We start from the raw sequence: 22,459 nt of genomic DNA, 5'->3' as shown, positions 1-22,459 counted from the left end.
ATTTTTCCTGATATGCCTTTTGCAAAAAAAATATTTGATTCAGATTTTGAATCTTACTTAAAACGAAATTTTCCTGAGCATGCAAGAAGAATTATTCAAGCGCGTTCAATTGCTAATCTTGTCCGTTTTTTTTATCCCTTACTTTCATTTTTAATTCCAATTGTTTTTTTTGCTACAATTGCCTTAATTATTGCATTATTTAAATCCAAAATATTAGAAGAAGCACAAAAAGGGCGCTTTTCAGAAATTATTACAAACACTTCAATTCAAAGCGTAATTGCGGGTATATTTGCTATTGGTATTGTTTTAGCATTTGTTTCTTTTATACTTGGATTAACTTTTGGTTTTTCAAAAGCTAGAGATATTATTTTTAAATCTGAAGAACTTGAAGCAAAAATGAGACATATTTGGTTAATCGATAAAAAAGATTCTCAATTACCACACTTAGTAAGAAGCCATACAACTGATCATGAACCAGAAGCTTAAAGTTCAAAAATTTATAATTTTTTTAAATGGTTCAAATTCACAAACAAATGTCAAAGTCATAGCAAATAAACAAAAATCCTCATCCTTAACTGACTTAAATGAGAATGAAATTTTCATTGCTGATGGAGGATTGAATCATTTTCTACGAAATAAAATATCTAGTAATAAAATTATTTGGGCTGGTGACTACGATAGTTTGACAGAAAAATCCAAAAAATTTCTTGACAAAAATTCAGTACGTAACAATATGGGACAGGAGAGAGAGCTGATTGTTGAAGAAATCTCTTTGCAGAAAAATAAAGACTATAATGACTTTTCATTTTTATTAGAATTAATAAAGAAAAAGTCAAAAAATATTCCAATATTTATTGAAATTTTTTTTGGACTAGGTGGAAGAAAAGATCATGAACTAGCAAATATATTTGAAGCAAAAAGATTTGTTAAAAACCATGCTCCAGGAGGTATTTGTTATTTTCACGGAGGTGTTATTATTTCATCTGTTAACTTTGAAGTAATTTGTGCCAATAAGTTAACATTCTCAATTTTTTCAGATGAAGATAATGTTCCTATCTCTATTAAAGGAGCTAAATATAGTGGAAATATTACTCTTGAAAGACCTTCGCATGGCTTGAGTAATTCAACAAAAGGAAGTAGGATTTTTATAAAGCCTAACAGTTCTACCATTTTATTTTATTTTTAAAGGATAAGAATATGACTCAATCTAAATTTCAAAAATCAACAAAAGAAATTTTAGATTTTATTTTAGAGATCAAAGATAAAGGTATTTCTATGGATGACTCAGAACAGTTTTTAAAAGTATTTCTTACCCCTGCTGAAATAGATGCTATTTCTCAAAGACTTCAAATTGTTGATATGATTGCTAAAGGAATAGCACAAAGAGAAATTTCAGAAAAATTGGGAGTAGGAATTGCAACTGTGACAAGAGGAAGCCGAATGTTACAAGAAAATAATGAACTTCTTAAAAAAGTTTTTCCAAGAAGTTAAACTTTCTATTGCATTTTTTTCATCTTATTTAATAATTCATTTATGTCATTAATTTGTTCTTCTTCTATATTATGATGTATATTTAATACGAATTCCATTATGGAATTTAACCATTTCTCATTTTTAGAAATATCTAGCACTAAAGATAAAATTATAAAACATTTTATTAACTTTTCAATGCTAGTTTCATTTTCTTCAATTATTGGCTTAAGCCTATCCTCAATGAGTATCTTTCTAATTAATGGCCCACATTGTAAAAAAACTTTTTTTAAAGTAAATTCCCAATCATTGCCATCAAGCGAAAAAAAGTTTTTATCAATATTTAATTCTTCAATTTCAGAGATAAAAGAAATTAAATCATTATCATTTAGTGAAGCAAATTTTTTTAATATTGAAATACTATTTGATATTGGAGAAAATTTCTTTAATCGAATTTTATTATAATAACTTTTATCCATATTAAGAAGTTCGGCAACTTCTTTGTTTTGATAACCTGTTGTTAAGTGAAATTTTTCTAAATATTGTGATAAGGTCCGTATATATTTTTCATCGTCCTTATTTAGCTTAACTTCATCCATAAAGTTTGTGCTCCTTAAAATTTGAAGAATCCTTCTCCAAAAGTTTTTTTTTTACTACATCCTTTTATGTTGATCTAGTTATTTTGGAAAGTTAAAAAAAAGAAAATTTTAGGAAAAATAATTTTTTAGATAATTACTTTAAATTACTAAAATTTTATTTAAACCACGATATCACACTATTAATAAATAGAATATTATTCTATTTATTAATACTAAATTAGATTAAAAATCTATTAAATTAACATACTTAAGAATAAATCACTTTATAAAATTAATAAAGTTGCCTAAAAATTATTTTTTTAATTGTTACATAAATATTTTTAGTTAATATTATGAATAATACATTATTTTTTTTTGCTTATTCTTTTAAGATCTTACTTTTAATTTTTATATATCCTGCCGAAAAAGTAACACGCCCAATATGCTCTCTATGATCATTCCCAAAAGCCCTTCTACTCAACGCAATAACTGGAGGAGCTTGAACTCTTTTAAAAGCACCCATACCTTGATATAAAGTCCACCAACGTTCCAAATCATTTATAAAAGCATGCACATTAGGAAATAGATTTTCTATCAACTTACTTTCACAACCAATAAGTGTTGCAAGGTTGTTTTTTAAATATGCTTTTAAACAATCCTCAGGTGTTTTTCTATTCCAATGCTCAACCCAAGAGGAGAAAAGCAAATCATGATAAGGGTAATTTAAAGGATCTCCTTTATTTTCCATGACATTATGATTTTCACTAAGTTCCGCGCTTGGAACAACTTGTAGTGTTTCATTGGGAATAACCTGTTTTTTAAAAATATGTTTGTTATAATGATGAGAAAGCAAATAAACATCTTGTTTCCACAAATCTGCAAGAGGTGCCATAAATCCAGCTTGATCTCCATATAAAGTAGAATAGCCTACTGTCATTTCTGATTTATTAGCATTGCAAACAAATACTCCACCTAAAGCCGCAGCAACTGCTGCTAATATTCTTCCACTTCTATCTCTTGCTTGGATATTCTCAAAAACAAAAGAATTTACTTCAATTTTTTCATTTGAATGAGAAAAAGAAACTTTATTTATTTGATCTTTTGTATATTTAATAGATTCATCTATAGGAATAAAAGCAAATGGACATTGAAGATTATCAGCTAATTTTTTTGCAGCATTTTTTGTTAGTTCAGAATTAAATTGAGATGGCATATTAATTAAATACACATTTTTGTTACCTAAAACACGTGTAAACAGGACTGCACTTAAAGCAGAATCAATTCCACCACTCAAACCAATTACAACCTTTTTAATATTCCATTCATTTAAACAACTTCTAAGGATGTACTCCAAGGAAAATTGCAATTCACTAGCTTTATCAAGCTTATTTCTTTCATTTAAAAATGATTGTTTACTGATTAATGTTTTTCTAGAAAGGTCAAATTCAAAAAAGCGGAGAGATTCTGAGAAAAATTCACCAATTTCAATAACTTTTCCTTTATTTGAATAAAAAGTAGAAGAACCATCAAAACCATAAATTGTTTTTCCTAAATTTTGCACACCTACACAATTTACATAGAACAAAGAAGTGTTACAATACTTACTTATCTTGCAAAATAATTTTTCACGTTTTTCTTTTTTTGCCAAAGTATAAGGTGAAGCACTTAGATTTAGAAAAAAGTCGTGCTTATATTTTTTATTAAAAGTTAGAATTGGATTATTACTATAATCATCTGACCAAGCATCTTCACAAATTGAAACCCCTATTTTTATAACTTTTCCATTTAGCTTTAATTTTAAAGGTTCATATAGTTCTTCAAGCTTTGAATTATTATCACTCGCAAGTTTTCTAAGATCATAAAAGTAACGAGAATCATCAAATTCTCTATAATTAGGCATTAGAGATTTAATCCAAAAAGGATATTTTGTTTTAGAATTAATTATAAAATTTCCTTTAGAAGCACAATAAATTGCATTATATTTTCTAACTCTTCCATCTTCATTTTTTTTCTGCCAATCAACTCCAACCGAACCAAAAATAATATCAATTTTATCTGATAGTCTTAGAATTTTTTTATGATAATACTCGCAATCTTGTAAAAATGATAATTGTTCCCAAGTATCTCCAATAAAATATCCAGGCAAAGCCATTTCAGGAAAAATAATTAAATGTGCTTGATTTTCAATGGCATCTAATATCTGCTCTTGCATTTTATGAAAATTCTCTGCACAGTTTGCTGCTTTTACTATCAATTGTCCTATTGCAATTTTCATAATATTCCTCAATCAGTTCTTAAATTTAGAAGCAAACTTAACTTCCTAAAAAGAAATCTATTAAATATCAATTTTAGAAACAACCTATTTTAAAATTCATCTTGAAGTTTTTCTCAAATCTGGGATAATCTTTTAATATTCCGTTAGTTATTCCGTTCTATTTTTTCACCTTACCACCGTTTGAGGTTATTTTATGCTTCTTTATAGAACTAACATAAAGCGAAATTTAAAGACTTTTCTTATTTTAAACGGTTTAACATTTTTTTCCTCAGCCATAGGATTAGAAGTAAAAGTCGGAGCAGTTCTTTCCATGACGGGCACATTGGGATCTTATGGTCAAGATGCAAAGAAAGGGATGGAACTGGCATTAGCAGAAATGGGAAATTCAGAACCAAAAATAAAACTCATCATTGAAGATTCACTCAGCACACCTGCTGAGGCTGCTAAAGCGATAAATAAACTGGTAACTTCAGATAAAATAGCAGTTGCTATTGGTGATGTTACAAGTTCAAATACAATAGCAGCAGCTTCGATTGCTGAAAAATCAAAAATTCCAATTATTTCTCCCGCAGCTACAAATGATAGTGTCACTTTTCAAAAAAAATATGTATTTCGGGCATGCTTTATTGATAGTTTTCAAGGAACCGTCATGGCAACGTTTGCTACCTCTACTCTAAAAGCCAAAACTGCAATTGTTATGGAAGATTCCGATTCTGATTACAGCAAAGGATTAAGTAAGAGCTTTGTGGAAAATTTTACAAAAAACGGTGGAAAAGTTACAAAAATATTACGTTATTCACAAAAAGACACTTCTTACAGCGCCCAATTGACGGAAGTTAGAAAAATCAAACCAGATATTTTGTTTATTCCTGGGTTTCACCAGCAAGTTGGAGTTATCTTACGAGAATCAAAAGATCTTCAAATATCTGCAAAAATTCTGGGTGGAGATGGTTGGGATACCCCTGAACTACGCCAAATAGCAAAAGGAGCTGAGAATGGTAGTTATATTTCTAATCACTACATAGCAACTGGTGATAATAAAAAGCTGCAAGCATTTGTAAAAGCGTATAAGGCAAAGTTTAAAGAAGAACCGAGTTCTTTTGCTGCCTTAGCTTACGATTCGATTTATATGGTAAGAAATGCAATTAAAAATAAAAATTCAGCAGAACCAGAGAAAATTACAGAAGGGCTTGCCGCTATCCAAAAGTTTGAAGGTGTGACAGGAATGATTTCAATGGATAAAAACCATAATCCTACAAAACCAGCGGTTGTTCTTGAATTTATTCCAAATGGTTACAAATATATTTCAACGGTTAATCCATAACTATTCTTTTACAAGTAATCTTTTATATTTAATCTTCTGGTAATTTAATGTTAATTTATCTAAATTAAATTAATTTGCTATTTTATGAAAAAAATGTTATCTCTCAATTCTCTTGAAAATTGCTTTGTAATTTTTTTTTACTTTCTGAAAAGCTGTACAAAGAGTTATAAAAAAATAATATAGATTGGGTGGCCAGAATGAAATTAATAAAGATTAATTCAATTATTTTTAGCTGTGTAACTTTTTATTTTAGTCCATTATTTGCCGGCGAAAATAAAATTGGTGTCATTATTTCTTTGACTGGACCACAAGCATATTACGGTAAAGAAACAAAAAATGGTTTAGAACTTGCCTTAGCAGAATACAACTCAAAAAATCCACAAACTAAATTTAAGTTTGTTTACGAAGATAGCCAAAGCTCCCCTAGTGAAGCTGCAAAAAGTGCAAATAAATTATTAACATCAGATAAAGTACCAGTGATCATTGGTGATTTGGTTAGCTCAAATACAATTGCAGCAGGTTCTATAGCAGAAAAAGCAAAAGTACCACTCGTTTCTCCTGCTTCTACAAATGATAGCGTAACAAAAGACAAAAAATACATCTATCGGACTTGTTTTACAGATAGTTTCCAAGGACTGGTGATGGCAAATTTTGCTGTTCAACAGTTAAAAACAAAAACCGCAGTCATTCTGCAAGATATAGATTCTGACTATAGTATTGGTCTGAGTAACAATTTTTCCAAAAAATTTGTGGAAGATGGTGGAAAGGTTTTAAAGGTAATAAAATACTCTCAAAAAGATACTTCATTTACTCCACAACTTGGAGAAATAAGGAAACTAAAGCCTGAAGTAATTTTTATTCCAGGCTTCCATCAACAAGTTGGCGTGATTTTACGTGAAGCAAAAGAGCTAAATATCAATACTAAATTTTTAGGTGGTGATGGCTGGGATACCAAAGAGTTAAGAACAATTGCAAATGGTGCTGAACAAGGTGGATATATTTCAACTCATTATTCACCAGACATGCCCTCACAAAAATTGCAAGAATTTATTAAAAATTATAAAGATAAATTTAAAGTAGAACCTAGTTCCTTTTCAGCATTAGGTTACGATACTGCTAAAATTGTGTTCTCTGCATTTAAATCTTCATCTCCAAACACATCAGAAGAAATCAATTCATATTTATCTAATTTAAAGAATTTTTCAGGTGTTACCGGTACCATCTCAATGGATAAAAACCATAATGCTTTAAAATCTGCTGTTATCTTAGAGTTGACCCAAACGGGTTATAAATATGTGACCAATATAAATCCTGTGAAAAATAATTAATTAATATTTTAAAACAAAACATATTTTTTCTTAATTAACAATTGCTAATAAAATAATTTAGTTACTTTTAATTAATTAGAAAAAATGATAAAAGAGTTTCCGTTCGACAACACTACTATTTTTATATGAGGGATTAGTATGCTAAAAAACTGCTACTTTAGTAAATTTAAATCAATTATAGTATCAAGCTTTGTTTCTATAACTACAATAAATTTTACTTATGCAAAAGAAATAAAAATAGGAGTACTACTTCCTTTAACTGGAAGTCAAGCCTTTTATGGAAAAGAGGCTAAAAATGGAATTGATTTAGCCATAAAAAATTATAATGATCCCAATTTAAAAATTAAATTGGTTGTAGAAGACACTCAAAGTACTCCTTTAGAAGCAGCTAAAGGGATAAATAAACTAATAACATCTGATAAAGTTTCAGTAGTGATTGCTGAAGTTATTAGTTCCAACGCAATAGCAGCAGCATCAATAGCTGAAAAAGCAAAAATTCCTATTATATCTCCTGCAGCAACAAACGATGCAGTTACTTTAGGAAAAAAATATGTTTTTAGAACTTGTTTTATTGATAGCTTTCAGGGTGTTGTTATGGCAAATTTTGCCGTCAAAAATTTAAGTGCTAAGTCAGCAATTATTCTTGAAGATTCCGATTCAGATTACTCGAAAGGCTTGAGCGACAGCTTTAAAACAACTTTTACTAAAGCAGGTGGACAAATTAGCAAAGTACTTAAATATTCACAAAAAGATACCAGCTTTACAGCTCAACTAGGTGATGTGCGGAAATTGAAACCAGATGTTGTTTTTATTCCAGGCTTTCATCAACAAGTGGGTGTTATTCTGCGTGAAGCTAAAGAACTTGGCATAAAAACAAAAATGTTGGGTGGCGATGGATGGTTTACCCCAGAATTGCGTATGATTGCAAAAGGAGCTGAAATTGGAGGATATACTTCAACACATTATTCAACTGATAGTGATGAGCCAAAAGTTAAATCCTTTATAGAAAATTATTCTAAACGTTACCAAGCAAAACCAAGCGCACATGCGGCGTTAGGATACGATACATTCAACATTATCATTCATGCATTAAAAGGTATTGATAAATATGACTCTGAAAAAATAACTGAAGCTCTCTCGAAAATAAAAGATTTTCATGGTATAACTGGAAATATTACTATGGATAGGAATCATAATCCCATTAAGCCAGCTGTTATACTTGAATATGTACCTAACGGATATAAGTACGTAACTAGTATTGCGCCTGATAAACTGTAATAAAAGACTCTAATTTTAAGGTAACATGATTATGATAGACTTTATTCAGGCTGTTATTGATGGAATTGCAATAGGTAGTTTATATGCATTAATTGCTATTGGCTATTCAATGGTTTTTGGAATTTTACAATTTGTGAACTTTGCACATGGTGAATTATTCATGCTTGGTGCTTATTTTGTAATGCTTTTATTAACCATAGGAACACCTATTTGGGCTGCTCTTTTATTAGCAATTTTAGCTGTTGGTGTTATTGCTATTGTTATTGAACGAGTAGCCTATAAACCGTTAAGGAAACACAATAGACTTGCTCCTTTAATTACAGCCGTTGCAATGAGTCTTTTTCTCCAAAATATTGTCCAGGTTTTATTCTCTCCCAATTCGTTAAGTTATCCAATAAATATACCTGGAAACATTTTAACCTTTGGAGATTTATTTGTTAGAATCAGAGATATTGGAATTTTCTTATTAACAATATTATTAGTTATTTCTCTTGAACTCTTTTTAAATAAAACAAAAGCAGGAAAAGGGATTAGAGCATTGGCTATGCACACTGATGCCTCAAAAATTTGTGGAGTTCCTTTTGATAGAACAGTTAGTTTAACTTTTTTTATAGGTGCAATGCTTGCTGTTATTGCAGGAACAATACAAGGCATGGCAACAAACCAAATTTTTCCACTAATGGGTGTAAATGCTGGTTTAAAAGCTTTCGCAGCCGCTGTTTTAGGAGGAATTGGTGATTTAAAAGGAGCAGTTCTTGGTGGATTATTTTTAGGTATTTCTGAAAGCATGCTTGTAAGTTATGAACTTTCAACTTACAAAGATGGCTTTGCTTTTGTCTTATTAATTATTGTTTTACTTGTTAGACCGCAAGGAATATTAGGTAGAGCACAACTAGTAAAAGTATAAAACTATGAGCGATATTTTAAATTATATACAACTCCCATTTATAATGTTTTGTATACTTGCAATTCAAGCCATGAGTTTGCAAATTATTCTTGGCGGAACAGGATTATTATCTTTAGGACATGCCGCTTTTTATACTGTAGGTGGTTACACTTCTGCTATATTTACTGTGTTCTTGGCACCAAAATTGGGAATTGAAAATCATAGTTTAATGCTTTTCTTAGCTTGTTTAGTTGGGATGATAAGTGCTGCTTGTAGTGGTCTTATAGTTGCTATTCCTTGTTTAAAATTAAGGGGCGATTACTTAGCTATGGCAACACTTGGTGTTGGTGAAATAGTTGCTACTGTATTTAAAAATTTAGATTTTGTTGGTGGCACAAGAGGTTTTAAAGATATCCCAAAATTAGGATCTGGCTTGTTAATCTTTTTTATAATGTTTATTGTAGCACTTTTTATAATTAAATTTTATAAAACAAATTTAGGTTTTGCTGTCCGAGCAACAAGAGATGATGAGATTTCTGCTAAAAGCATAGGAATTAATATCTATAAAACAAAAATTATATCTTTTCTAATAGGTTCTTCTTTAGCAGGTCTAGCAGGTGTTTTTTATGCACACACATTACAATTTATTAGCCCAGATGAAGCTGGATTTTATAATAGTGTTGTTTTAGTGCTAGCTGTTGTGATCGGTGGAATGTATAGCGTTTTTGGAAGCATTTTTGGCGCTTTAATTATTGTCCTCATCCCAGAATTACTCCGTTTTATCCCCCAAATCACAAATCCTTTTTTACTATCTTTAGTTGACAAAGGTTTTATAAGCAATTCATTTGTTACTATATTTGATTCTATATTTTCAAATAGGACTTTAGTTTTTTCTGTTTTAGTTATCATAATTATGTTACTTAATCCAAAAGGAGTAGCATCTTTGATAGAAAACTTAAAAAAAATGAGGTCTACTCATGTCTAATATACTTTCAATTACAAACGTAACAGTTAAATTTGGTGGCCTTGTTGCTTTAAATAATTTTCATATCAATGTAAGAAAAGGTGGTATTTCTGGAGTTATAGGTCCTAATGGTGCTGGAAAAACTACTGTATTTAATATTATAACAGGTGTGTATAAACCTTTTTCGGGATCAGTTTTAATTGATAACAAAGAATTAGTAGGATTACCAACACACTTCATTGCTCATTACCATGTAGCTAGAACATTTCAAAATATTCGATTATTTTCAAATATGACAGTAAGTGAAAATATTCTTTCTGGTGCTGCTATTGAAAGAGAAGGTGATTTTTTCTCTTCATTATTCTTTTTACCGAAGACCAGAAAAAAAGAAAAAGAGTTGCAAAAGAAAATGGAAGAACTTCTCCATTTTTGTGGTTTAGAAAAATTTAAAGATTTTCCTGCTACTTCGTTACCTTATGGCTTACAAAGAAAATTAGAAATTGCCCGAGCATTAATGACTAATCCTAAATTATTATTATTAGATGAGCCTGCTGCTGGAATGAATCCAACTGAAAAATTAGCATTACAAGAACTCGTTAAAAAAATTTCAAAACAAAATATATCAATCTTACTAATTGAACACGATATGAAGTTTGTAATGAATTTATGTGAACACATTACAGTTTTGAATTATGGCAGTGTCATTGCAGAAGGGTTACCAAAAGAAATCCAAACAAATCATGAAGTAATTGAAGCATATTTAGGTTCTGATGTTGAAGATGACTTTATCGTAAAAATGGAAAAGGAATCATAATATGCTGCACGTTGAAAATCTTTCTGTTGAATATGGTGCTATTCAAGCATTAAAAAATATCCAAATAGATGTATTTCCAGGTGAAATTGTTTCTTTAGTAGGCAGCAATGGAGCTGGAAAAACTACATTTCTCAGAACTATCTCTGGTTTAATAAAAGCAAAGTCTGGTAAAATTAAATTTATTGATAATTACATCCAATCTTTAGCAACTCACGAAATTGTTACATTAGGAATCAGTCAATCTCCAGAAGGCAGAATGGTTTTTCCTGACATGTCTGTAAAAGAAAATCTTTTAATGGGATGTTTTGCTTTTTCATTTAGTAAGGAAGAAATTCAAACAAATATTGATCGTATGATAACTTGGTTTCCTCGTCTTGGAGAACGTATAAATCAAAAAGCTATTTTGTTATCTGGCGGGGAGCAACAAATGCTTGCCATCGCCCGTGCCCTCATGGCAAAACCCAAGTTACTGTTATTGGACGAACCTAGTCTTGGGATTGCTCCTTTAGTGGTTCAACAAATTTTTAAAATTATCGTTGAGCTCAATCGCGAGGGAATGACAATATTGTTAGCAGAGCAAAATGCACGCTTAGCGTTAAAAATTTCGCACCGCGCATACGTTTTAGAACTCGGCACAATTATTAAACAAGGCGAAGCCAGTTTACTTCTCCACGATAAAGATGTTCAACGGGCATACCTTGGAGGTTAATTCCTGTGCCCCTAGTTTTTACCCGTCGCCATGAATTTTTAAAATATATTAAAGAACAAAAGGAAAAAAGAAATTCAATTGGATTCGTCCCTACAATGGGTGCATTGCATGCAGGTCATGCTCAACTTATAAAGCAATCTAAAAATGAAAACAATTGTACTGTTGTCTCCATCTTTGTGAATCCTAAACAATTTGGTCCTACAGAAGATTTTGCTAAATATCCAAGAACATTTCAAAATGATATAGATTTAATTGAAAGCATAGGAGCCGAGGCGGTTTTTTGTCCTACCGTAGAAGAAATGTATCCCAATAATTTTAACACCCAAGTTTCAGTTTCCGGAATTACTGAAGTCCTTTGTGGAGCTTACAGACCTGGGCACTTCAATGGTGTAACAACTGTTGTTTTATTACTAATGAATCTTGTACAAGCGGATAGAATGTATTTAGGACAAAAAGATTTTCAACAAGTACAAGTTGTTAAAAAAATGGTTCTTGATCTTGTGCATACTACAAATATCATTATGGTACCCACAGTAAGAGAAGAAGATGGTCTCGCTTTAAGCAGTAGAAATCGCTATCTTTCACCAGAAGCTAGACAAATTGCAACGGCAGTTCCAAAATCTTTAGCAGCTGCTGCAAAGCTTTTTTTGCAAGGTGAAACGAATGTGACTAAATTGCTAAAGGCTTCACGACAAGAATTAAATAAATTTCAACTAGAGCCACAATACCTGGAATTCCGGAAGATTTCCGATCTTACAATTAAATTTGAAAACACTATTCAAGAAGAAACTGTTCTTGCAATAGCCCAGTTTATTGATAGTAATGATTCAAAAGTGCGCTTGATTGATAATGTTATTTTAGATAACAACTCTACAAATAAGCAATCTCTTGAAGATCTCATCTCCAGAGCATTTCGCTAATTTTGTGGAGTAAAAATATGTATAAAGTATTAGGAATTCATTTTCGCAATTGGCTTTGGCTTTATTCGCCTTTAGCCTTATTTATCAGAATTAAAATCTATCCAAAGTCTGTAACTAAAGAAACTTTTTTTGATATTCATAATGGGAAATCTATTATCTATATTTTACCAAGAATGTCTATTCTTGATACGCTAGTGCTAAACAAAGCATTAAAAAATTTTGGGCAAAAAAAAATTGTTACAGAAGCAAAGCCTAAGCGTTTTCGCTATTGTGCATTATTAGCAATTAAATCAGGTTCTATTTTGTTTTCTAATTTTCACAAAGATCATTTTCTCTCTGATTTTATAAAACTATTAAAAAATGATCCTCGTGCCAAAAATGATAAATTTATTTTTGTCCCTGTCAGTATATTTTGGAGTAGAGCTCCTGAAAGAAATGAAAAAGGATTTATATTACGCTCCCTTTTTCCTGATGATGGAACTGGAAATTTTTTGCAAAAAATATTTATGTTACTTTTGCATAGAGGAGAAGTAAATATATCATTCGGCAAATATTTTCAATCTCCAAATTTAGAAGTGTTAGCTAGTAATGAAATAGAAAATAATTCTAATATAGATAATGAAGTAGATATTGCAAGAAAAATGCGAAGATTATTTAATATAGAATTTGCTAAAGAAAGAACGGCAGCTTTTGGCCCTACTTTATATGATAATGACAAAATATGTCAGTGGATTTTATCCACTTCTTCAACTAAAAAATTTATTGCAAACTCTGACAATCCCATCAAAATAGAACAACAAATTGTAAAATATATATATGAAATTGGTGCAAATTATAATTACGTAACAATTCGTGCCTTAGAAAAAATGTTTGATTTTGTTTGGAATAAAATATTTGAAGGGGTTCGAGTTCGTAATTTTGAGTCCATTGAACGCATAGCAAAAGATGGACAAATAATTTGGATGCCATGTCATCGTAGTCATTTTGATTATTTACTACTTTCCTACGTTTTATTTAAAAAAGGTTTTGTTGTCCCACACATTGCTGCAGGAATAAATTTAAATTTTTGGCCTGTAGGGTCTATTCTGCGCAGAGGTGGAGCTTTTTTTATCCGGAGAAGTTTTTCTGGAAATAAAGTATACGCACATACATTTTCTGAATATGTAAACTTTTTACTCCAAAATAGTTTTCCAGTTGAATTTTTTCAAGAAGGCGGCAGGAGTAGAATTGGGAAACTTTTAGTTCCTAAAATGGGCATGCTTAATATCTGTATCCAAAGTGTCATTCAACGCAAAGCTGAAAATACATATATTGTACCTGTTTACTTTGGTTATGATAAAGTAATGGAAGACGATTCTTACGCAAAAGAACTAAAAGGCGCAAAAAAACAAAAGGAAAACGCCTTTCAATTTTTAAATGGAATAAGAAAAGTATTTAGCAATTATGGCAGTGTAGATGTTTCTTTTGGAGATCCTATCCGAATAGGAACTATTTGGAATGATTATTTTACTAATCTCCGCAAAGAAATGCCTAATATCTCTTCACAAAATGAGATTCTACCTTGCGATTTGAAAAATATCCCAGATAATATTGATACTAGAGATCCACAAATACAAGGCTTAATAAAGCATATTGCAATACACGTAAATCAAAAAATTAATTCTGCAGCTACAGCATCTGGAACTGCCATTTTAGCGTCTTGTCTTTTAGCTAATTCAAATCAAAAAATAGCTTTTGAAGACCTGCAATTCCAAAGTGTTTTAATCAATTATTTAATTAATGAATTAGGTAAAAATTTAAATTGGAAATTATCTACTAGTATTGAGACAGAAAATATTTTCGAATACATTAAGTTTTATTTAAATCAATTTAATACTTCTCCAGAAGATGTTGTCTTAACTCAATCACATACTAATTTAGCATCTATTCATAACTTTAGTGAACAATTATTTACTATGGGTGAACGTTGGAAACTTATTTTTAAAGAGTACGAAACTGAAGGAAATATTTACTTTCTTAAAAATGAAGATAAAGAAATGAACTTATGGTGGTATAGAGGAACAATATTTCATATTTTAACACCATTTGGTCTTATTTCTCAAGCTATTAATCTAGAAAATAAACAAAATTTTTCTTTTGAATATTTCCAATTTATTATCAATTCGTTTCGAAAAATATGGCAGGATGAATTATTTTGGGATCAATCAACTTCGAGTGAAACAATTACTAAGTCTTGCTTGAATATTTTTACCAAAATGGGACTTCTATTACCTAATGCCGATTTTACTGAATTTTGCTTGCAAAAAGATAATTCAAAAAATACAGAAATTATTGAGTTTTTAGCAAAAACAATCCAACCAGAATGTGAACTTTATGGCATTATACTTTCAACAGCTATTGAACTTGTAAAAAGCAAAGGCGTATTTTCACGTGATGAATTAATTCAAAAAGCAATTACCACTCATTCAGCAGCTTACTTAAGAACAATAGCTTATCAGCCACCAATATTCTCAAAAGTATTTTCTCAAAGAGCGTTTGAATCGTTATATAAAGCAGGTATGTTTACCCCACGCGAAAACCAAAAACTATCTTTAAATCCAACTGTAATTTCTGGCCTTACCCATTTTCTAAATGTATCATTATGGTCAAATTATGTTACGTCATAGTTAATTTGTTTTTATAAAAGTAAAAAACCTAACTTTTTTGCTTTTATAGATTTTTTAGTTTTCAATTATTTACTTTTCTTTTTCAAAATTAAGCAGTTTAGTTGTGGCACTTTTTATTTCATCAAGACACTGCTGTAAAATTTGTCTATCAGTTAAATATTGATTATTATTTTCAGAAGAATTTAATAGTGTATCAAGTTTTTGCACATAAACAAAAGTCTTAAAACATGCCTTCGATATTTTCAATAATTCTTTCCACATATTTCTTGTTTTCATTGCTTTTTCAAGAACTAAAAGAATATCAAGAAATTTAAATGGTTTTTCTATAAAATCGGTAACTCCTAACCGCAAGAAATTTTTTGCATAATCTAAATCTAAATTTCCAGATACAAGTATAACTGGAATATAAAGATTAATCTCTCTTAAATGTTCTGTAAAAACAAATCCGTCCATTTTTGGCATTTTTAAATCTGTAAAAATAACATCTATTTCATTTTGTTTTAAATATTCCAACGCTTCAAAGCCATTTTCTTTTGTCACAACAAAATAATTCTCTTTCTCAATTACTTGCTTTATAAATTCGGCAATTTCATTTTCATCGTCAATTACTAAAACATTCCCTTTTACTTTTTTTACTTCTTCTTGGAAAGTTTTTGTATTTTCTTCAAGTTTTAAGTTCTTACTGTGTAGTATATTTCCTATTTTAGTTAAAGGTTCATGCAAAAATTTTAACTCAAAATTAATATCCTTATCTATCCCATTAATGGCTTGTTTTAAATTATCATTTCCATTTAAAAGAGTATCTAAAATACCTTGTGACAATTCTATTTTTTTATTTTTAATTTCAATTAGTAATGTTTCAAATACATGCGTAAATTTGACAATTCCATCAATACCAACAACACCCGCAGACCCTTTTATCGTATGTAAAAAACGCAGCAATTTATCCATATGAGAAAAATCTTGTGGATTTTTCTCTAGCTGCATAAAAATAGCTTCAGTTTCATCTAACATTTCTTTTGTTTCTGAAATAAAAGTATTTATTAATTCTTTTTCAAAAGAAAGTTTATCCATCCATCCTTCCTATTGTTTACTTTTCAACCTATGGACTGTTGTATTTTCATAAGATTCTATTTCATAATCATCAGAAAGTTGTAAAATGCTTTCTGCACCACCTAATACTAAATATCCATTTGGATTAAGTAAACGAGAAAATCTTGAAATTACACTTTTTTTATTTTCTATGCTTTGATAAATTAAAACATTACGACAAAAAATAATGTCAAAAGGTTCCGTCATTGGCCAGCTTTGTAACAAATTCAACTGCTTAAAAGTCATAAAAGCTGATAATTCTGGTTTGATTTTATATGAAGGAGATGATGAACCATCTATATGTATTTCATCAAAATATTTTGCAAGGTATTGACTAGACAATCCTCTTTGTACTTCAAGCAATGAATAAATTCCACTTTTTGCTTGCTTTAATACTCTGTCACTTATGTCAGTTCCAAATATTTCGTAAGACTTATAAATTCCTTGCTCTTTTAATTCATTCATAATCATAGCAATAGAATAAGGTTCTTGCCCTGTGCTTGTGGCGGCGCACCAAATTTTAATTTTATTTGCATTCGCCATAATTTTTGGAACATAAACATTCTTTAAAAAATCAAACAGTTTTGAATCACGAAAAAATGATGTTTCATTATTTGTTGCCATATCTAGCAATAAATCTTTAAGTTGTCTATTTAATCCATTCGTTTGAATATCATTCCAAAGGGAATCTATACTATTAAAATTTAATTGTTTTATCAGCGATTGGACTCTTGAAAGTAACAGATATTTGTTGGAATTGTCATAAATAATTCCAGTTTCATTTTCTATGACTGTCGAAAAATAATTTAATAGATGATCTTTATAATTTTCCATGTTCAAAGCAAGGTTCCCTTCATAGGTTTTGACCTATAATTGAGTAAAGCAATTTAATTTTATCTTGGAGTGAATTTTCACTATCTTGCTCTTTTCCATCCTTTTTTAAAGAGTTATATAAATTTGTTAATATTTCAAGCGCGATAGTTAGAAAGTTTAGAAGATTTTCTTTATCTATTTTTATTTTTTTATTCATTAAATTTTCAAGAAATTTCCCACAATCAGAAGAAATATTTTCTGATATTTTTGCATTAATAAAATTTGCTGCTGCTTTTGCTGTAACAAATTCAGCCTGAACCTTTTTTATTTCTGCATAATTTTTATCTTCTGCTACTTCATTATTTCTGTATTTTTCAATTAGTGTTATCAAACAAGGCTTGACAGATTGCTCAAAGCAATTTAAATATTCAACAAGCATTGATTTATTTACCCCATTCAGGGGTTTTAAACTATTATTACTGTTATCGCTTATGACGGCTTTATTTTCTGTATTTTGGCTATTTATTTTTTTATTTGTTAATAGTTCAGAATAATTTACTGCTTCCTTTGAAAGAATTTCACTTGTAATATAGCCTTTTTCTAAAGCAATTTCTGTAAAAGATTTTTGTTTCACTGCAACTTTTGCCATTATTTTTTCTAATATCTCTTGTTTCATTAAACCTAATTCATACGAAGAAGTTAAAAAATCTTTATTATGAATTTGTTGACGGAATAAAATATCCAGAAGATCTTTTTTGGGTAACAAACTATGTTCATCAATAATTTCAGGCACTGAAGGCACTGAAGTTATTTGTTCAAGCATAATTGCTAAAACCTGCTCAGGAGAAAGAAGTTGTTTGTCTAATAAATATTGACTAAAAAGCACCGATTGCTCCTTTACTCAACCATTTTTAATAAAAATTGTCCACACTCTTCAACACTACTCATCATATCAAAATTTCCAGAGGCATATACCGCCCCAGGCATTCCCCAAACAGTCGAGGAAGCCTGATCCTGAATGATAACTGTTCCTGCACTTGATTTTATAGCTTGCGCTCCAACCATTCCATCCTCACCCATCCCCGTAAGGACAAAAACTGAACAGGCATTCCCATAATTTGAAGATAAAGATTCAAACAAATTATCCACAGCGGGACGTACTGAATTTCTTTTTGGCCCCTGATCTAACCGAATATAATTGTTTCCATCAGTCCCTCTTTCCACCGTCATATGATAGTCACCTGGAGCAATATAAATTCTGCCTGAAGAAATAGGTTCGCCTTGTTTTCCTTCAAAACACGGATGACCTGAAATAAATTGAATTCGTTCAGCTAACGCTTCTGTAAATTTAGGTGGCATATGTTGAGCTATTAGAATTGGAACATTTAATTTATTCCCTTTTAATGGTGATAAAATTATTTCTAAAGCATTCGGTCCACCAGTAGAAGAACCAATACCAATTATTTTGGGTTTTTTTAAAAATAAGTTACTTAAATTTATTTTTTGAATTGGTTTATGAAGTTCATAATTGTTTGCAATCAAAACTTTTTTCTCTTGATTAAATTGTCCTGCTAATTTTCCTTTAAATTGCAGAACTTTTGGAATTAATTCTTTTTTAATGCCATCTAATGCCTCTTCCAAAGAGCCTGTTGTTGATGCTGGTTTTGCAATAAAATCAGAAGCACCTGCTTTTAATGCACGAAAAGCAAGATCAATTCCTTCACCTGTGGGTGCTGCAAAGATGATTACTTTTTGTTGTAAATTGCGTTTGCGCATTTCTTCGAGGGTCTGCATACCGTCCATGACAGGCATTTCCAGATCTAGTATTACAACATCAACAACATTTTGTTCAATTTTTTCAATTGCTATTTTTCCGTTTGCTGCAACTGCAACAACAACTATTTCACTATTTTCTTCCAATGCAGATTTTATTTGCGAGCGAAAAACTACCGAATCATCTACAACCAATACACGCATGAAAACACCCTACAAAGTTAATTTTTTTTATTTAAAAATTTAATTATACTATCAACATTTAAAGCACTAAGTAATGTATTTGATATCTTGTAAACACCTAACATATATTCACGAATATTCTCAGGTACTGTTTGTGGTGTTGGTTCATAATCTTTTTCAGATACTTCAATCACATCACCTATTTCATCAACTTGAAAAGAAATCAACATACCATCTAGTTTACAAACAATATTAATAAATTCATTTGGCATAGCATCCAAAAAACCAAATAAATGTCTTAATCCAATTGCAGTTGCAACTTGTCCACGTAAATTAATTAATCCTCTTACATAATCAGGAGCTAAAGGAATAGTTGTCATTAACATAGAACGCACGACTTCTTGAACTCTATTTACTTCTATACCATATAATTTATTGTCTAAATAAAATGATGAAAACTGCTTGGTTTCAGTATGTAGTATTGAATTTTTTTGCTCAGAATTGCTGAGCTCTAAATTACTAGACATATTACTCTCCGCTGGCAGTTACATTTTTTAAGACTATTTCATCTATTTCTTTTATCATTTTCTCAGCATTTAATTTTTCCATATAATTTAAAAATCCGGCTTTTTTACCTTCTTCAATATCTTTGCTGCTAAATTTTGTTGTTATTGCCATCATAGGTAAATGAGCTAGTGAATTATTCCCTTTCACTCTTCTAGCAAATTCTAATCCATCCATTTGTGGCATTTCAATATCAGACAAAATAAAACAGTAATGGTTTTTTGGTGCTTTTTCTAACATATCAAGTGCTATGGCACCATCAAAGGCAGTATCAACAATAAAACCAGCATCTTCTAAAACTGTTTTTACATAATTTCTAAAAAATGAACTATCTTCTGCATATAAAATTCTACAATTAATACGCTGTGATTTTAAATCTTTTTCTTTCATATCTTCTTTTAATTCATTCGCTTTTTTTACATGTCCTACTTGAATTTTCTCTTTTAAAATTTCAATCATATTTAAGATATCTGCTACAACAATAATATTATTATCAGTTGCTATTGTTCCTAATATTCCTAGTCTATCTTTTATGGATTGATTTATCTTACTTGTTACTTCAACTATATCATGTACTGCATTAACTTCTATTCCGTAAAAATTTTCACTTTTCTTCACAACAATAATTGGTATTCTTGTTGTATCGAGTTTATTAGGCGCTTCAAACTGTAAATTAAGAAACTGTGGCAATGAAAAAATTGGTAGCAATGATTCACGATAACGAATAACCTTTTGTTCTCCAGAAAATTCGAAGGCTGTTTTCTCAAATTCTTCTATTCTGTTTACAAGAGTTAAAGGAACTGCATAATGTCCAGGAGCACCCACATCAATTAATAAATATTCACTTGAATCTTGATGATAATAATTTGAAATTTTACTTTTAATTAAAGTAGTCTTTTTATCTTCTGAACTTTCTAAAGAGATATGCGCTCTTGTAGCAATTCCTAATACATCTAATGTCAAAGCAACAGAGCCATCGCCCATTATAGAAGCACCTGAAAATACTTTTAGCTCTTTTAAAAATTGGGTCAGTGGTTTTACTACAATATCAGCAGAATCATCAATATCATCTACAATTAATCCAAATAAAAAATTATCTGCATTTAATATAACGACATTTGTTATGCTTTTTTCAATAAAAGCCACATCAACTTTTTTAGAAAATAAAATTTCAGAAAGAGAAATAATTGGAATTAGCTTTCCTCTGAGACGAAAAACCATGTTACCTTGAAGAGATTCAATTTTTTCAGCATTTTGTTCTGTTCCATCAATCATAATTAGTTCAACTAATTTAGTTTGTGGAATTGCAAATTTTTGTGCATTTGCTTTTACAATAAGTGCTGGCAGAATTGCTAAACTTAACGGAATTTTAATGATAACAGTTGTTCCTAGTCCTTGTGTACTAAATAAGTCTACTACTCCACCTATTTTTTCAATATTCGTTTTAACAACATCCATTCCAACACCTCTTCCTGAAATATTGGAAACTGTCGTCGCCGTTGAAAACCCAGGGTAAAAAATAAACATTTGAATTTCTTTTTCAGTCATTTTAAGTAAATGTTCTGCTGTAACAAATCCTTTTTCTATAGCTTTTTCTCCTATTCTTTTGATATCAAGCCCTTTCCCATCATCAATCACTTCAATGATTACAAGTCCATTTTCATTGTAAGCATTAATTTGGATTAGTGCTGTTTCTTTTTTTCCTTGTTTTTTTCTTTCTTCTACTGTTTCTATTCCATGATCTATTGCATTACGTACTATATGCATTAAAGGATCTTTAACGGCTTCAATAACTGTTTTGTCTAATTCTGTTTCTACCCCATGTAATTGAAGATCAATTTTTTTCTCAAGCTCTCTTGATAAATCACGAACAACTCTTGAATAAACTGTTAGTATATTACCAATAGGTTGCATCCGCGTTTTCATAACTTCTGTTTGCAATTCAGCAGTTAAAATATTTAATCTTTGACTCATCTTTAAAAATTCTTGATCTTCATCGTTTTCTTTTGCATGCTGAAGGAGTTGATTGCGAATTAAAACCAATTCACCTACTAAATTCATTAAACTATTTAATAAACCTACTTGCACCCGAATTGTTTCATTAGCATTATCCTCAACGATAACTTTTTTAATTTCTTTATTCTCTAAACTATTAGCAACAGTTTGTTGATTTTTTTGGAATTGTTCTTCTTTTTTCACATTTTGTAAATTATTCTCTTGAATTTTATTTTCCATTGCTACATTACTGCTTGCTTTAGGAACAGTTTCCGTAAAAAATCCAAATCCATTATTTTCATCTTTATTGCTGCTCACTTGCTCAACTCTTTCTGAAATATTAATTTTATTGCCTAAAGTCCCTGGTTTATCGGCATATAACATTACTTCCTTTACAAGGGGTTGTGTTTTTATAAAATTAAATTCTATTGAATTAAAAAACTGAAACAATAGTTTATCAAGTTCTTTGCTTTGACTTGGTTCTTTATTTGAACTCTTTATACTAACTAAAGCAATTTCTATAAAATCTAAGCCTATAAAAATGCAATCTATTAATTCTTTTGAAAAAGGTAACTTTTCTTTCCGAACAGGGTCTAAACAAGTTTCAAGTGCATGTGCAAATTGCCCTATTCGCATAAAACCAAATAATTGAGCAGAACCTTTAATGGTATGAATATCTCTATATATAGAAGCAAGAAGTTCTTTTTTCATTCCATTTTTTTGAATTTCATTTAGACTTGTTGAAATTCTTTCAAGCATTTCCTGACATTCATCGATATATTCTTGAAATGCTGCTTCTTGTTTGCTAGCCATACAATCCTTTCTTA

At 30.1% G+C, this 22,459-nt stretch carries 20 protein-coding genes; 12 read left to right on the top strand and 8 right to left on the bottom strand.

Features of this window, described 5'->3' with window-relative positions; translation table 11 throughout:
• Window positions 1–12: 12 nt before the first annotated feature.
• The 3 genes from GOY08_RS02305 to GOY08_RS02295 are packed head-to-tail and all read left to right on the top strand — an operon-like array spanning window position 13 to window position 1,491.
• Window positions 13–486 carry a hypothetical protein gene (locus GOY08_RS02305; protein WP_158996946.1) on the top strand — a complete coding sequence of 158 codons (474 nt, stop codon included), beginning with the start codon at window positions 13–15 and terminating at the stop codon, window positions 484–486.
• A complete protein-coding gene (locus GOY08_RS02300) occupies window positions 470–1,186 on the top strand; it encodes a motility associated factor glycosyltransferase family protein (protein WP_158996945.1) in 717 nt (238 codons plus the stop codon). The genes GOY08_RS02305 and GOY08_RS02300 overlap by 17 nt, the downstream gene beginning before the upstream one ends.
• Window positions 1,187–1,197: 11 nt before the next feature.
• Complete coding sequence (locus GOY08_RS02295; protein WP_158996944.1) at window positions 1,198–1,491, top strand: Trp family transcriptional regulator; 294 nt, start codon at window positions 1,198–1,200, stop codon at window positions 1,489–1,491.
• A gap of 5 nt (window positions 1,492–1,496) precedes the next feature.
• On the opposite strand, the gene GOY08_RS02290 is transcribed toward GOY08_RS02295, so the two are convergent.
• Together GOY08_RS02290 and nadE are read right to left on the bottom strand one after the other, a co-directional pair.
• Window positions 1,497–2,069: a hypothetical protein gene (locus GOY08_RS02290; protein ID WP_158996943.1), complete on the bottom strand. Its 573-nt coding sequence runs from the start codon at window positions 2,067–2,069 to the stop codon at window positions 1,497–1,499.
• A gap of 358 nt (window positions 2,070–2,427) precedes the next feature.
• On the bottom strand, window positions 2,428–4,323 hold the full coding sequence (gene nadE, locus GOY08_RS02285; protein ID WP_158996942.1) for an NAD(+) synthase: 1,896 nt from the start codon (window positions 4,321–4,323) through the stop codon (window positions 2,428–2,430).
• Between the two features lie 193 nt (window positions 4,324–4,516).
• Between nadE and GOY08_RS02280 the strand changes: the two genes are divergently transcribed.
• The 9 genes from GOY08_RS02280 to GOY08_RS02240 all read left to right on the top strand — a co-directional run bounded on the left by GOY08_RS02280 (window position 4,517) and on the right by GOY08_RS02240 (window position 15,212).
• Window positions 4,517–5,647 carry an ABC transporter substrate-binding protein gene (locus GOY08_RS02280; protein WP_158996941.1) on the top strand — a complete coding sequence of 377 codons (1,131 nt, stop codon included), beginning with the start codon at window positions 4,517–4,519 and terminating at the stop codon, window positions 5,645–5,647.
• Window positions 5,648–5,844: 197 nt separating this feature from the next.
• On the top strand, window positions 5,845–6,975 hold the full coding sequence (locus GOY08_RS02275; protein WP_158996940.1) for an ABC transporter substrate-binding protein: 1,131 nt from the start codon (window positions 5,845–5,847) through the stop codon (window positions 6,973–6,975).
• A 138-nt stretch (window positions 6,976–7,113) separates the two neighbouring features.
• A complete protein-coding gene (locus tag GOY08_RS02270; RefSeq protein WP_158996939.1) occupies window positions 7,114–8,253 on the top strand; it encodes an ABC transporter substrate-binding protein in 1,140 nt (379 codons plus the stop codon).
• A 31-nt stretch (window positions 8,254–8,284) separates the two neighbouring features.
• Window positions 8,285–9,160 carry a branched-chain amino acid ABC transporter permease gene (locus GOY08_RS02265; RefSeq protein ID WP_158996938.1) on the top strand — a complete coding sequence of 292 codons (876 nt, stop codon included), beginning with the start codon at window positions 8,285–8,287 and terminating at the stop codon, window positions 9,158–9,160.
• 4 nt (window positions 9,161–9,164) lie between these two features.
• On the top strand, window positions 9,165–10,124 hold the full coding sequence (locus GOY08_RS02260) for a branched-chain amino acid ABC transporter permease (RefSeq protein ID WP_158996937.1): 960 nt from the start codon (window positions 9,165–9,167) through the stop codon (window positions 10,122–10,124).
• Window positions 10,117–10,917, top strand: coding sequence for an ABC transporter ATP-binding protein (locus GOY08_RS02255; RefSeq protein WP_158996936.1), 801 nt, complete (start codon window positions 10,117–10,119; stop codon window positions 10,915–10,917). Before GOY08_RS02260 ends, GOY08_RS02255 begins: the two co-directional genes overlap by 8 nt.
• A gap of 1 nt (window position 10,918) precedes the next feature.
• The gene (locus tag GOY08_RS02250) at window positions 10,919–11,626 is read left to right on the top strand and encodes an ABC transporter ATP-binding protein (protein WP_158996935.1); all 708 of its coding nucleotides are present in this window, start codon (window positions 10,919–10,921) and stop codon (window positions 11,624–11,626) included.
• A gap of 5 nt (window positions 11,627–11,631) precedes the next feature.
• Complete coding sequence (gene panC / locus GOY08_RS02245; protein ID WP_158996934.1) at window positions 11,632–12,546, top strand: pantoate--beta-alanine ligase; 915 nt, start codon at window positions 11,632–11,634, stop codon at window positions 12,544–12,546.
• Window positions 12,547–12,563: 17 nt separating this feature from the next.
• Window positions 12,564–15,212 carry a 1-acyl-sn-glycerol-3-phosphate acyltransferase gene (locus GOY08_RS02240; protein ID WP_158996933.1) on the top strand — a complete coding sequence of 883 codons (2,649 nt, stop codon included), beginning with the start codon at window positions 12,564–12,566 and terminating at the stop codon, window positions 15,210–15,212.
• Between the two features lie 69 nt (window positions 15,213–15,281).
• Here GOY08_RS02240 and GOY08_RS02235 read toward each other — a convergent pair whose 3' ends face one another.
• From GOY08_RS02235 to GOY08_RS02210, 6 genes are read right to left on the bottom strand one after another with little or no spacing between them, the layout of a single operon-like run.
• Window positions 15,282–16,286, bottom strand: a complete 1,005-nt coding sequence (locus GOY08_RS02235) for a response regulator (protein WP_158996932.1) — start codon at window positions 16,284–16,286, stop codon at window positions 15,282–15,284.
• A 9-nt stretch (window positions 16,287–16,295) separates the two neighbouring features.
• Window positions 16,296–17,138: a CheR family methyltransferase gene (locus GOY08_RS02230; protein ID WP_158996931.1), complete on the bottom strand. Its 843-nt coding sequence runs from the start codon at window positions 17,136–17,138 to the stop codon at window positions 16,296–16,298.
• Window positions 17,139–17,157: 19 nt separating this feature from the next.
• Window positions 17,158–18,003, bottom strand: a complete 846-nt coding sequence (locus tag GOY08_RS02225) for a hypothetical protein (RefSeq protein ID WP_158996930.1) — start codon at window positions 18,001–18,003, stop codon at window positions 17,158–17,160.
• Between the two features lie 11 nt (window positions 18,004–18,014).
• Entirely contained in the window at window positions 18,015–19,094 is a 1,080-nt protein-coding gene (gene cheB, locus GOY08_RS02220) for a chemotaxis-specific protein-glutamate methyltransferase CheB (protein ID WP_158996929.1), read from the bottom strand.
• Between the two features lie 17 nt (window positions 19,095–19,111).
• Window positions 19,112–19,600 (bottom strand): chemotaxis protein CheW, encoded by a 489-nt coding sequence (locus GOY08_RS02215; protein WP_158996928.1) that lies wholly within the window; start codon window positions 19,598–19,600, stop codon window positions 19,112–19,114.
• Between the two features lies 1 nt (window position 19,601).
• On the bottom strand, window positions 19,602–22,445 hold the full coding sequence (locus tag GOY08_RS02210; protein WP_158996927.1) for a hybrid sensor histidine kinase/response regulator: 2,844 nt from the start codon (window positions 22,443–22,445) through the stop codon (window positions 19,602–19,604).
• Window positions 22,446–22,459: the final 14 nt, after the last annotated feature.

The sequence above is a fragment of the Pigmentibacter ruber genome, from assembly GCF_009792895.1.
Lineage (GTDB): Bacteria > Bdellovibrionota_B > Oligoflexia > Silvanigrellales > Silvanigrellaceae > Silvanigrella > Silvanigrella rubra.
This window is presented reverse-complemented; position numbering and strand designations above follow the sequence as displayed.